The sequence below is a fragment of the Mycolicibacterium obuense genome, from assembly GCF_055397605.1.
On the sequence record NZ_AP043663.1, the window covers coordinates 594,877 to 607,844 of the forward strand.

General features: G+C 67.7%; 12 protein-coding genes. 9 read left to right on the plus strand and 3 right to left on the minus strand.

Going from position 1 to position 12,968, the window contains the following annotated elements; all coding sequences use genetic code 11:
* The first annotated feature begins 9 nt into the window (after positions 1-9).
* Positions 10-1,185, plus strand: a complete 1,176-nt coding sequence (locus ACZ50N_RS02775; protein ID WP_048423561.1) for an acyl-CoA dehydrogenase family protein — start codon at positions 10-12, stop codon at positions 1,183-1,185.
* Here the strand turns inward: ACZ50N_RS02775 and ACZ50N_RS02780 are convergent.
* The 3 genes from ACZ50N_RS02780 to ACZ50N_RS02790 are packed head-to-tail and all read right to left on the minus strand — an operon-like array spanning position 1,127 to position 4,024.
* On the minus strand, positions 1,127-2,416 hold the full coding sequence (locus tag ACZ50N_RS02780) for a uracil-xanthine permease family protein (protein WP_048423471.1): 1,290 nt from the start codon (positions 2,414-2,416) through the stop codon (positions 1,127-1,129). The two genes, ACZ50N_RS02775 and ACZ50N_RS02780, sit on opposite strands and share 59 nt — an antisense overlap.
* Before the next feature lie 10 nt (positions 2,417-2,426).
* Positions 2,427-3,188 carry an SDR family NAD(P)-dependent oxidoreductase gene (locus ACZ50N_RS02785; RefSeq protein ID WP_464474576.1) on the minus strand — a complete coding sequence of 254 codons (762 nt, stop codon included), beginning with the start codon at positions 3,186-3,188 and terminating at the stop codon, positions 2,427-2,429.
* 8 nt (positions 3,189-3,196) lie between these two features.
* Positions 3,197-4,024, minus strand: coding sequence for a sugar phosphate isomerase/epimerase family protein (locus ACZ50N_RS02790; RefSeq protein ID WP_464474577.1), 828 nt, complete (start codon positions 4,022-4,024; stop codon positions 3,197-3,199).
* Positions 4,025-4,193: 169 nt separating this feature from the next.
* Between ACZ50N_RS02790 and ACZ50N_RS02795 the strand changes: the two genes are divergently transcribed.
* The 8 genes from ACZ50N_RS02795 (at position 4,194) to ACZ50N_RS02830 (ending at position 12,967) form a co-directional block, all read left to right on the plus strand.
* On the plus strand, positions 4,194-5,528 hold the full coding sequence (locus ACZ50N_RS02795) for an MFS transporter (RefSeq protein WP_046363675.1): 1,335 nt from the start codon (positions 4,194-4,196) through the stop codon (positions 5,526-5,528).
* Positions 5,528-6,355, plus strand: a complete 828-nt coding sequence (locus ACZ50N_RS02800) for a transketolase (protein WP_048423469.1) — start codon at positions 5,528-5,530, stop codon at positions 6,353-6,355. Before ACZ50N_RS02795 ends, ACZ50N_RS02800 begins: the two co-directional genes overlap by 1 nt.
* Positions 6,352-7,335, plus strand: coding sequence for a transketolase family protein (locus tag ACZ50N_RS02805; protein ID WP_046363663.1), 984 nt, complete (start codon positions 6,352-6,354; stop codon positions 7,333-7,335). Before ACZ50N_RS02800 ends, ACZ50N_RS02805 begins: the two co-directional genes overlap by 4 nt.
* A 44-nt stretch (positions 7,336-7,379) precedes the next feature.
* Positions 7,380-8,048, plus strand: a complete 669-nt coding sequence (locus ACZ50N_RS02810; protein WP_048423468.1) for a GntR family transcriptional regulator — start codon at positions 7,380-7,382, stop codon at positions 8,046-8,048.
* Between the two features lie 213 nt (positions 8,049-8,261).
* Complete coding sequence (gene kdpF / locus ACZ50N_RS02815; RefSeq protein WP_048423466.1) at positions 8,262-8,351, plus strand: K(+)-transporting ATPase subunit F; 90 nt, start codon at positions 8,262-8,264, stop codon at positions 8,349-8,351.
* A complete protein-coding gene (gene kdpA, locus ACZ50N_RS02820; RefSeq protein ID WP_048423465.1) occupies positions 8,351-10,021 on the plus strand; it encodes a potassium-transporting ATPase subunit KdpA in 1,671 nt (556 codons plus the stop codon). Before kdpF ends, kdpA begins: the two co-directional genes overlap by 1 nt.
* On the plus strand, positions 10,021-12,162 hold the full coding sequence (gene kdpB, locus ACZ50N_RS02825) for a potassium-transporting ATPase subunit KdpB (protein ID WP_464474578.1): 2,142 nt from the start codon (positions 10,021-10,023) through the stop codon (positions 12,160-12,162). Before kdpA ends, kdpB begins: the two co-directional genes overlap by 1 nt.
* Position 12,163: 1 nt before the next feature.
* Entirely contained in the window at positions 12,164-12,967 is an 804-nt protein-coding gene (locus tag ACZ50N_RS02830) for a potassium-transporting ATPase subunit C (protein ID WP_464474579.1), read from the plus strand.
* Position 12,968 lies beyond the last annotated feature (1 nt).

Sequence of the window (12,968 nt, forward strand, 5' to 3'; positions counted from 1 at the left end):
GTGGACCGGATGTACGGGTTGACCGACGAGGATCTGCGCATCCGCGACACCGCCCGCGAGTTCGTGGAATCCCTGATGCCCCTTGAGGTGGAGGCCGAGCTGGCCGGAGGTGTGCTGCCCAAGGAGGTCACCGCCGAGCACCGCGCCCGCGCCCTCGCCGAGGGCCTCTACGCGACCAACATGCCCACCGCGCTCGGGGGCGGAGGGTGTACTGCCCTGCAGCAGATCCTGGTCCAGGAGCAGTGCGGCCGGGTGACCAACGGCCTGGGCTGGGTGATGGCGACCCCGCCGCAGTGGTGGCCGGAGGTGGCGACCGATCACCAGTTGCAGCGCTGGCTGCTGCCGACGGTGCGCGGGGAGATGCACGAGGCGTACGCGATCACCGAGGAGTTCGCGGGGTCGGACACCTCGGCGCTGCAGACCACGGCGCGCCGCGACGGCGACGAGTACGTCATCGACGGGATCAAGTGGCACGTCACCTCGTACAACCTCGCCGACTACGTCTTCGTCGAGGCGGTGCTGTCCGACGGGCCACATGCCGGAGACCATGTGCTGCTGGTCGTCGACGTGCCCTGGCCGGGGATGGAAGTCGTTCGCTCACCGAAGTATTCGCACAACATCGCGGACGAACACCCGATCGTCGCCTTCCGCGACGTGCGGGTGCCGGTGGACAATCTCGTGGGCGTCGAGGGCGGGCCGATGACGTTCACCCAGGACTGGTTCCGATTCGAACGGATGATGGTGGCCGCACGATGCGTGGGTGCGGCGCAGCGCCTACTCGACGAGGTCAGCGCGTTCGCCCGCGAGCGGATGGTCGCGGGCCGGCCGCTCGGTGAGCACCAGCTGGTTGCCGGCATGTTGGCCGACAGCGCCACCGAGTTGTTCGCCGCCCGCACGATGCTCTACGAAGTGGCCCGTGCGATCGACTCCGGTCACGACCGCAAGACACTGCACGGGCAGGCGTCGATGACCAAGCTGTACTGCTCGGAGATGGCGGGCCGGGCCGCCGACCGGGCGGTGCAGATCTTCGGTGGGCGCGGATACATGCGGGAGAACGTCGCCGAGCGGTTGTTCCGTGAGCTGCGGGTCGAGCGAATATGGGAGGGCGCCAGCGAGATTCAGCGCATCATCGTGGCGCGTCAGCTGATGAATCGTGGTCCGGCCGCGCTGCTCGATCCGACCTGAGGCCGAGCAACCGCATGCCGTGGTAGACGATCAGCGCGGCGATCGACCCCAGAGCGATCCCGGTGAACTGCAGATCGCCCAGGGTCCAGGTGAAGTCGGCGATGCCGATGATCAGCGGGATGGCCGCGGTCATCTGGTTGACCGGTAGCGAGAAGTCCACGTGATTGGTCAGCCAGATCCGCACGCCGAGAATGCCGACCAGGCCGTAGAGCACCACGGTCGCACCGCCGAGCACCCCGGCGGGGACCGCCGAGATCGCCGCTCCGACCTTGGGACACAACGAGAGCAGGATCGCCACGCCCGCGGCGATCCAGTACGGCGCGGTCGAGTAGACCCGGGTCGCGGCCATCACGCCGATGTTCTCCGCGTAGGTCGTGGTCGCCGACCCGCCGCCGAAACCGGCGAGCGTCGTGGCGACCCCGTCGGCGGCCAGCGCCCGGCCCATCAGCGGGTCCATGTCGCGTTGCGTCATCTGTCCCACGGACTTGACGTGGCCGATGTTCTCGGCGATAAGCGCGACCACCGCCGGGAGGAACAGCGGCAGCACCGACAGCGAGAACGTCGGAGTCTGGAACTGCGGCAGCCCGATCCAGGGCGCCGCCGCGATGCCCGAGGTGTCGATCTGCCCGAGGATCAGCGCGAGCACGTATCCCGCTGCGACCGCGAGGAAGATCGCGAGCCGGCCGATCATGCCGCGGAAGAACGCGAGCACCGCGACCAACAGGACCAGCGTGACGATCCCCAGGACGGGGCCCTTCTCGAAGTTCGACTTGGCCACCGGCGCCAGGTTCAGCCCGATCAGTGCGACGATCGCGCCCGTGACCACGGGAGGCAGCGTCAGGTCGATCCAGCGGGTGCCCGCGACGTGCACGACGGCGCCGACGATCATCAGCAGCACGCCGACGGCGATGATGCCGCCCAGCGCGCCGCCCGCGCCGTCGGAGGCCACCGCCGCGGTGATGGGCGCGATCACCGAGAAGCTCGATCCCAGATAGCTGGGCAACCGATTGCCGGTGATCAGCAGGAACAGCACCGTGCCGACACCGGAGAACAGCAGCGTGGTGGCCGGCGGGAAACCGGTCAGCACCGGCACCAGGAACGTCGCGCCGAACATCGCGACGACGTGCTGTGCGCCAAGACCGATCGTGCGGGGCCAGCTCAGCCGCTCGTCGGGCGCGACGACGAACGTCGGGTCGGCTTTCGAATCGACACGCTTCCAGGCGACCGGCATTCCCGAGACTCTAATGAATGTGGCTGCCTCCGTTGATGTCAACGGTGGTGCCGGTGAGGTAGCTCGCATCCTCGCCGGACAGGAACGTGATCACCGCGGCGATCTCCTCGGTGGTGGCGGTGCGCCCGACGGGAATGTCGGCGGCCAGTTTGGCCTCCTGCTCGTCGGTCGAGCCGACTCGGATGTTGGTGTCGACGGCGCCGGGGGTGACCGCGTTGACGGTGACACCGGTCGCGGCGATCTCCCGGGCAAGGGCTTTGGTGAAGCCGAGGATCGCGGCCTTGGCCGACGAGTAGGGCACCTTGCCGAACACACCGCCGCCGCGCTGGGCGGATACCGAGGACATGTTGACGATGCGGCCCCAGCCCTGCTCGATCATGCCGGGGAGGAACGCCTTGGTCACGAGATAGGTGCCGGTCGCGTTGACGGCCATCACCGTGTTCCACAGCTCGAGGGTGGTCTCGAGGAACGGGACGGGCGAGGTGATGCCGGCGATGTTGGCCAGTGCGCCGACCGGAGGGAGATTGCCCGACGCGACCTCCGCGGCGATGGCCCGCTGGGCGGCATCCACCGATTCCTCGGAGGTGACGTCGACGGCGCAGCCGAAGGCGGGCACCGCGTACTGGTTACCGATGTCGGCGGCCACCTTCGCCGACTTCTCGCCGTCGAGGTCGAGGACGACGACGGCCCACCCCTCGCGGGCGTAGCGCTGGGCGACGGTCATGCCGATGCCCCGCTCGGAGGTGGCGCCGGTGATCACTGCGGTTTTCATGGGGGCTCCTAGATGAGTTCGGAAATCAGGCGCGCGGCGGCGGTCGTCGCCGCGGGTCGGTCGTCGTTGGTGATGTCGCGGGTTTCCAGTTCCAGCGAGAAATGGCCGTGATAGCCGGCGTCGGCCAGGGCCTTGAGGCCGCCGGCGAAGTCGACGGCGCCGTTGCCGACCGAAAGATTGATGTTGCCGGGCACGGCGTCGCGGATGTGGACGTGCGCGATGCGCGGGCCGAAGCGGGCGACGAAGTCGCGTGGGTCACCACCGGAGGCCACGACATGGCTGAAGTCCATGACGATGCCCACTTCGGCGCCGAAGCGGCTGGTCAGTGCCGCGGCGCGGTCGATGTCGCAGCACAGTCGATGAAAGTGCAGCGACTCGGTCCAGAGCTCCACCCGGGAGGCGGCGGCCACATGTGCGGCGGCGACGAGTTCGTCGGCAACCCGGTCGAGGTCGTCATCGAGGGATACGAGGGGGTCGTGGGAGAGGGCCCCGCACGGCAGCACGAGCGCGCGTGCTCCGGTCTCGGCGGCGAGCGCGACGAGCATGTCCAGGTGTCGGCGTCGCGCGGCTGCGTCGTCAGGGGACAGCGCCGCGTTCAGGTCGCCGATATCGCCGTTGATCGAGCGGACGCGCAGGCCCGAGGCAGCGACCGTCGCCGCCACCTGGTGCACGGCGATCTCGTCGAGGACGTAGGGCACGTGGTCGCAGACGCCGGGGAGGGCACCGAGATCGATCTCGGAAAAGCCCAGTTCGCAGATCGTGGCAAGGGCCTCGTCGAGCGGCTGGTGCCGAAAGCTGATCGTCGAACAGCCGAGCCGGGAATGGATTGCGGTCATGTCACCTCCTGTGATCACGGCCACAGTAGATGATTTTATTGTTGACAGTCAACTGACGACGGAGAATGCATGTCGACTGTTGACATTGAATGTGCGCGGGCTCACACTGAGTGACGCAGCGCACTGTTGACCGTCGACAGTGACGCGGATCTTTGAAAGGATGGCCATCATGAGCGATGACGCTCTGACGATGCGGGGTCCGGTACACGGCACCAAGGACGCCAAACGGGTCGCGATCGGTTCCGGGGTCGGAGCCGTCATCGAGACGTACGACTTCATCGGCTTCGGCACCGCCGCGGCGCTGTACTTCGGCACCGCGTTCTTCCCGAACTCCAGCCCCGTCGCCGGCACGCTGGCCGCATTTGCCACGCTCGGCGTCGGCTTCGCGGCGCGGCCGCTGGGCGGCATCATCGGCGGCCACCTCGGCGACAAGGTCGGCCGCAAGCCGGTGCTGGTCGCCTCGCTGATCGTCATGGGCCTGGCCACCTTCGCGATCGGCCTGCTGCCCACCTACGCCATGGCCGGCGTGGCTGCCCCGATCCTGCTCGTGACCGTCCGGATCATCCAGGGCCTGGCCTTCGGCGCCGAATGGGGTGGCGCCATCCTGATGAGCTACGAGCACGCACCGTGGAAGCAGAAGGGCCGCTACACCGGCATCGTGCAGGCCGGCTTCCCGGTCGGGCTCCTCCTGGCCAACCTCGTGTTCCTGGTCAGCGTCCACCTCGGCGGCGACTGGGCCTGGCGGGTGCCGTTCCTGGCCAGCATCGTGCTGGTCATCGTCGGTCTCATCATCCGCGCCAAAGTGCCGGAATCCCCGGTGTTCGAGAACGTCAAGGACAACGGCGACATCGTCAAGGCGCCGATCGTCGAGGTGGTCAAGCGCGACTGGCGAAACATCCTGCGCGGCATCGGTCTTCGCATTGCCGAGACCGCCGGCTACGCCGTGTCGATCACGTACATGATCAGCTACCTCAAGAGCGCCCAGCTGGCCACCAAGACCGAGACTCTCGTCGCGCTGTGCATCGCCTCCTTCCTCGGCATCTTCGCCACGATGGCGTGGGCGCGGCTGACCGACAAAGTCGGCAGGCGGCCGGTCTACCTCGCTGTGTGCGCGCTCGGCATCCCGTTCGGCGTCGGAATGTTCCTCCTCGTCAACACCGGGTTGATGGTGCTGATCGTCGCGACGTTCGTCATCGCCTACGGCGTGTGCCAGAACGCCCTGGCCGGCGCCCAGGGCGCGTGGTTCCCCGAGCTGTTCACCGCGAACACGCGCGCATCAGGTGCCTCGCTGGCCTACCAGATCTCGGCGATGGTCTCCGGGTTCACCCCCTTCATCACCACGCTGCTCTACGAGGGCTTCGGCTGGATCGGGCCCGCGCTGCTGTTCTCCGGCTACGCCGCGATCGGTCTCTTCGCCGCGCTGGTCACCCGCGAGACGTGGGGTCCGGCCGAGCGCAAGGCCGCCGACGTCGCCGCCAGCCAGACCCATGCGTTGGCTCGCTGATGCGCGCGCAACGGGTGCGTGACGCTGCCTACCGGATGCGTCACCACGTCCTCGACATGGGCGAAGCGCAGGGGCAGGGCTACGTCGGTCAGGCCCTCGGGGCCGCCGACATGTTCGCCGCCGTCTACGCCGACCAGCTCACCTACCGCGCCGAGGACCCGCACTGGGCGGGCCGGGACAGGTTCCTGCTCTCGACCGGTCACTACGCGATCGGCCTCTACGCCGCGCTCGCCGAGGCCGGCATCGTCGCTGTCGACGAACTCGACAGCTACGGGTCCGACGACTCCCGGTTACCGATGTCCGGAATGGCCAGCTACACACCGGGAATGGAGATCTCTGGTGGATCGCTGGGCCACGGGCTCACCGTGGCGGTGGGGATGGCACTGGGACTGCGCCTGCAGGGGTCGGCGGCTCGGGTGATCAACTTCCTGTCCGACGGTGAGCTCGACGAGGGTTCCACCTGGGAGGCCGCAATGGGCGCCTCGCACCACGGGCTGGGAAATCTGATCGCGATGGTGGACATCAACGCGCTGCAGGCCGATGGCCCCACCGTCGGGGTGTTGCGCACCGAACCCGTCGTCGACAAGTGGGCGGCCTGCGGCTGGCACGTGCAGCGGGTCGACGGCAACGACGTCGACGCGCTGCTGGACGCGTTCGATCACGTCGATGTCGACCGGCCGTCGGTCATCCTGTGCGACACCAGGATCGGCCGAGGGGTGCCGATGCTGGAACAGCGGGAGAAGGCGCATTTCATGCGCATCGACGCTGACGAGTGGCAGATCTGCCGTGACCAACTGACCGAAGGCTACCGAGGAGTGCCGGCATGACCTCTGCGACCAAGCTCAAGACCTCGGCGATGATCGCGTCGTTCGCCGACCCGGGACAGAAGACCACGCCGGCGCCGTTCGGACACGCCCTGGTCGAGGCCGCCCAGCGCGACGATCGGATCGTCGGGCTGACAGCGGACCTGGGCAAGTACACCGATATGCACATCTTCGCCCAGGCATTCCCTGAGCGATTCTTCCAGATGGGCATGGCCGAACAGCTGCTGTTCGGCGCTGCCGCAGGCATGGCCGAGACCGGTCTGGTGCCGTTCGCCTCGACCTATGCGGTGTTCGCTGCACGGCGCGCCTACGACTTCATCTGCCTCGACATCGCCGAGCCGAACCTGAACGTCAACGTCGTCGGCGGATTGCCCGGTCTGACAACGGGTTACGGCCCGTCGCATCAGGCCACCGAAGACATTGCGATCTTCCGCGGCATGCCGAACCTGACCATCGTCGACCCGTGCGACTCGGTAGACATCGCCCAGGCGGTCCCACAGCTCGCGGAGCACCACGGACCGACGTATCTGAGGCTCCTTCGGGGAAACGTGCCCACCGTGCTCGACGAGTACGACTACCGCTTCGAGTTGGGGAAGGCGAAAGTGCTGCGCGACGGCGCCGACGTCGTGCTGATCTCGTCCGGCTTGATGACCATGCGGGCGTTGCAGGCGGCCGACGAGCTGGCGAAGCACAAGGTGGACGTCGCCGTGGTGCACACCCCGACCATCAAGCCCTTCGACGCAGATACCGTTGCTGCACAGATTGATTCAGATCGCTTGGTGCTGACGTGTGAGAATCACACGGTCGTCGGTGGTCTCTTCGAGACCGTCGCAGCCGTCGCGGCGCGCCGAGGGCTCGGCGCCCGCATCACGCCGATCGGGTTGCCCGATGAGTTCCTTGCCGCCGGGGCGCTGCCCACGCTGCACGAGCGCTACGGCCTGTCGACCGCGCGGATCGTCGCCACGGTCCTCGAGCGACTGTAGGATTCGATGTCGACAGCCAAATGTTGACAATCAGGGAGTCCGTCATGTCGGTCGACGCCACGTCGCTGCTGCGGTTGGAGAAGACCTCCCTGCGGCAGCAGGCGCTCACCGCGCTGCGGCGCGCCATCACCACGGGGCAGCTCACGCCGGGCACCCACCTGGTGGAGACCGAGCTGTCCGAGGCTTTGCAGATCAGCCGTGGCACGCTGCGGGAGGCGATGCGCCAGCTCCAGCAGGAGGGGCTCATCTCGGCGGGTGCTCGCGGCCGGTTGTCGGTGCGCCACCTCGACGCCAAGGAGATCGCCGACATCTTCGCGGTCCGCGCCGCCCTGGAGTCGCTGGCGGCCACGCTGCTGGCCGGTCGGGAGGACCGCGCCGACGCCGGCGCGGCCCTGCGTACGGCAGTCGACGACATGGACCGGTGGTCGGCATCCAACCTCGAGGACCGCATCGAAGCCGACCTACGCTTCCACCGCACCATGTGTCAGCTCTCCGGAAACGAGACGCTGGTGCACTCCTGGTCGTCGTTGGAGGGCAGCATTCGAATGTCGATCATGTTCGCCGGGGTCGACCGAGCGCTGAAGAACATGGACGTCCACCGCCACCTGGCGATCGTCGACGCCATCGAGGCCGGCGACGCCGAGGCTGCCGCGGCCACCGTGCGCGAGCACATGGCCGGTGCGGCGGCGACGTTGGTGGGTTCGCAGGGCTGACCGCGGCGACGCCGTAAAGGTTCCGCTCGGGAGCGTCAAAAGACCGTAAAGACACTGGCGGGGGGCCTACGCCGGGCAGAAGCTGTGTGAGGCCTGCGAGATCCGCAGGCCCGCATACCTGTGGGAGCAACCCATGTCCGTCGTCGTCTTCACTGTGCTGACAGTGGCGATCTTCGCCCTGCTCGGCATCGTGCAGAGGCTGGTCGAGCGGCTATGAGCTACGACAACATCATCGGCCTCGTGCTGGCCGTCCTCATCGCCGTCTTCCTGTTCGCCGCCCTCCTGTTCCCGGAGAGGTTCTAGTGAACTCGACCACTGCGGGAATCCTGTTCTTCGCCTCGCTGGTCGTCGCTCTGGCTGCAGTGCACGTGCCGCTCGGCGACTACATGTACCGGGTGTACGCCTCGGAGAAGCACCTGCGCGGCGAACGCGCGATCTACCGGCTGATCGGCGCCGATCCCGAGGCCGAGCAGACGTGGGGCGCCTACGCGCGCAGTGTGCTCGCCTTCTCGGCGGTCAGCGTGCTGTTCCTGTTCGCGCTGCAACTGGTGCAGGGCAGGTTGCCTCTGCACCTCACCGACCCGGCGACCGAGATGACCCCGGCGCTGGCGTGGAACACCGCGATCAGCTTCGTGACCAACACCAACTGGCAGGCCTATTCGGGTGAGTCCACCCAGGGCCACCTGGTGCAGATGGCCGGCCTCGCGGTGCAGAACTTCGTCTCGGCCGCCGTGGGCATGGCCGTGGCCATGGCGTTCGTGCGCGGGCTCGCCCGACGCAACACCGGCGAGCTCGGCAATTTCTGGGTCGACCTGGTGCGCGGCACTCTGCGCATCCTGCTGCCCATCGCAGTGGTCGGTGCGATCGTGCTCATCGCCGGCGGGGTGATCCAGAACTTCGCGCTGCACAGCCAGGTGATCGACACGGTCGCCGGTGCGCGGCAGACCATTCCGGGCGGGCCCGTCGCCAGCCAGGAGGCCATCAAGGAACTCGGCACCAACGGCGGCGGCTTCTACAACGCCAACTCCGCGCACCCGTTCGAGAATCCGACCGCCTGGACGAACTGGATCGAGATCTTCCTGCTGCTCGTCATCGCGTTCTCGTTGCCGCGCACGTTCGGCCGCATGGTCGAGAGCCGCAAGCAGGGCTACGCGATCGTCGCGGTGATGGGCGTGATCGCCACGCTCAGCGTGAGCCTGACGATGCTGTTCCAGGTGCAGGCCCACGGCACCGTGCCGACCGCGGTCGGCGCGGCGATGGAAGGTGTCGAACAGCGTTTCGGCGTCGCCGATTCCGCGGTGTTCGCAGCGTCGACGACGTTGACCTCGACCGGCGCGGTCAACTCCTTCCACGACTCGTACACCAGCCTGGGCGGGCTGATGACGATGTTCAACATGCAGCTGGGTGAGGTCGCCCCCGGCGGTGTCGGATCCGGTCTCTACGGCATGTTGATCCTCGCGATCATCACCGTGTTCATCGCCGGACTGATGGTCGGACGCACGCCGGAGTATCTCGGCAAGAAGATCACTCCCCGCGAGATCAAGCTGGCCGCAACGTATTTCCTCGTCACACCGCTGATCGTGCTGACCGGCACCGCGGTCGCGATGGCGATGCCCGGGCAACGGGCCGGCATGTTGAACTCCGGGCCGCATGGCCTCTCGGAGGTGCTGTACGCATTCACCTCCGCGGGCAACAACAACGGCTCCGCATTCGCCGGTATCAGCGTCAACACCGAGTGGTACAACACCGCACTCGGCCTGGCGATGGTGTTCGGCCGGTTCCTCCCGATCATCGTCGCGCTCGCCCTCGCCGGTTCCCTTGCCCGCCAGGGTAAGACGCCGGAGTCGATCGGCACGCTCCCCACTCACCGGCCGCAGTTCGTCGGCATGGTGGCCGGGGTGACGCTCATCCTCGTCGCCCTGACCTTCCTGCCCATGCTCGCGCTGGGACCTCTCGCTGAAGGACTGCACTGATGTCACTGACCCTGGACACCGAACCCGAGGCCGGGGCGAACCCCGCCCGCGGCAGGAAGATCGGTGGTGGTCTGCTCGATCCCGCGATGCTCGCGAAGTCACTGCCTGACGCGCTGCGCAAGTTGAATCCCCGCACGCTGTGGCGTAATCCGGTGATGCTGATCGTCGAGATCGGCGCCGTGTGGAGCACGGTCCTGGCCATCGTCGACCCCTCCTGGTTCGGCTGGTTGATCGTGGTCTGGCTCTGGCTCACCGTCGTGTTCGCCAACCTCGCCGAGGCGGTCGCGGAGGGGCGCGGCAAGGCGCAGGCCGAATCCTTGCGCAAGACAAAGACCTCGACGATGGCACGCCGGCTGGTCGGCTGGCAGCCCGGTGGGCACGGGACCGAGGAAGAGGTCGCGGCACCGCTGCTGGCACAGGGCGACATCGTCGTCGTCGAAGCGGGACAGGTGATTCCGGGTGACGGCGACGTCGTCGAAGGGATCGCCTCGGTCGACGAATCCGCCATCACCGGCGAATCGGCGCCGGTGATCCGCGAATCGGGCGGCGATCGCTGTTCCGTCACCGGCGGCACCACCGTGCTCTCGGACCGCATCGTCGTGCGCATCACGCAGAAGCCGGGGGAGAGCTTCATCGACCGGATGATCTCCCTGGTCGAGGGCGCCAACCGGCAGAAGACGCCCAACGAGATCGCGCTGAACATCCTGCTGTCGTCGCTGACGATCATCTTCGTCTTCGCCGTCGCTACCCTGCAGCCACTGGCGATCTACGCCAAGGCCAACAACCCCGGCGTGCCGGACAGCCTGGCGCTGAACGGAAACGGCGTTACGGGCATCGTCATGGTGTCACTTCTGGTCTGCCTGATCCCGACGACCATCGGCGCACTGCTCTCAGCCATCGGCATCGCCGGCATGGACCGCCTCGTGCAGCGCAACGTGCTGGCGATGTCGGGACGCGCTGTCGAGGCGGCCGGGGACGTGAACACCCTGTTGCTGGACAAGACCGGCACGATCACGCTCGGCAACCGGCAGGCGTCGAGCTTCGTGCCGTTGACGGGCGTGACCGAGGACCAGTTCGCCGACGCGGCGCAGCTGTCCAGCCTGGCCGACGAGACCCCCGAAGGCCGGTCCATCGTCGTGTTCGCCAAGCAGCAGTACGGCCTTCGGGCACGTACGCCCGGCGAGCTCGACGGTGCGCACTGGGTGGAGTTCTCGGCCACCACCCGGATGTCGGGCGTGGACCTGCCCGGTCATCAGCTGCGTAAGGGCGCGGCCAGCACCGTCGCCGAATGGGTGCGCGCCCAGGGTGGTGACGTGCCGCAGCAGCTCGGCGAGGCCGTCGACGGGATCTCCGCGGCAGGCGGTACCCCGCTCGCTGTCGGCGAGGTGCGCGACGGCACGGCGCGGCTGCTCGGTGTCATCGGGCTCACCGACGTCGTCAAGGAGGGCATGCGGGAACGCTTCGACCAGATGCGCCGCATGGGCATCCGCACCGTGATGATCACCGGTGACAATCCGTTGACCGCCAAGGCGATCGCCGACGAGGCCGGCGTGGACGACTTCCTCGCCGAGGCCACCCCCGAAGACAAGATGGCGCTGATCAAGGCCGAGCAGGCCGGTGGAAAGCTCGTCGCGATGACCGGTGACGGCACCAACGACGCACCCGCGCTGGCCCAGGCCGACGTCGGCGTGGCCATGAACAGCGGCACGTCGGCGGCCAAAGAGGCCGGCAACATGGTCGATCTGGACTCCGACCCGACCAAGCTGATCGAGATCGTCGAGATCGGCAAACAGCTGCTGATCACCCGGGGGGCACTGACCACGTTCTCGATCGCCAACGACATCGCCAAGTACTTCGCGATCATCCCCGCGCTGTTCGTCGGGCTGTTCCCCGGCCTTGACCTGCTCAACGTGATGCGGTTGCACAGCCCGCAGTCGGCGATCCTGTCGGCGGTGATCTTCAACGCCCTGGTGATTGTCGCGCTCATCCCGTTGGCGCTGCGCGGTGTCCGGTACACGCCGGGCAGTGCGTCGAAGCTGTTGAGCCGCAACCTGTCCGTCTACGGACTCGGCGGCATCATCGCGCCGTTCATCGGCATCAAAGTCATCGATCTGCTCGTCCAACTCTTCCCAGGAATGTGACATGTTGACGTCCAACGTCTTTCGTCAGCACTGGGCCGCGCTGCGCGCGCTGCTGGTGCTCACCGTGATCCTCGGCATCGCCTACCCGGTGGGGATCTGGCTGGTGGCCCAGCTGCCCGGGCTGGACCGGGACCACGGCTCCCTGATCGGGCAGTCGTTCACCGACGCCAACGGGAGCGCGCTGCCGCAGTACTTCCAGAGCCGGCCGTCGAACGCGGGTGATGGTTACGACCCGATGGCGACCGGCGCGAGCAACCTCGGGCCGGAGAGCATCGTGGACACCCCGGACAAGCCGAGCCTGCTGACGCTGGTGTGTTCGCGGAGCAAGGCGGTCGGCGAGCGCGAGGGCGTCGACGGGTTGCGGCCGTATTGCACCGGCGGCGGGGTCGGCGCGGTGCTGTCGGTCTCGGCGTCGCGCGTGGTCAGCGTCAACGAACCGTGCGACCAGGTGGCCGCCCCATTCGTCAGTACGTACGCCGGAATGCGCGTCGAGTGCGCCACACCGGGTGAGGACTACAGCAGCGGCCGGCTCGTGCCGGTGCGCGGCGCATCGCCAGCGGATCCCGCGGTTCCCGCCGACGCGGTGACCGCCAGCGGCAGCGGCCTCGACCCCGACATCTCGCCCGCCTATGCCGACCTGCAGGTCGCCAGGGTCGCCCGGGCCCGCGGGGTGTCGCCTGCCGCCGTGCAGGCCCTGGTCGACGACCACACCAGCGGCCGCACGCTGGGATTCCTCGGCGAACCGCGGGTGAACGTGCTGGAGGTGAATCTCGCTCTCGATCAGCGCTACCCCGAGCGACAATAGA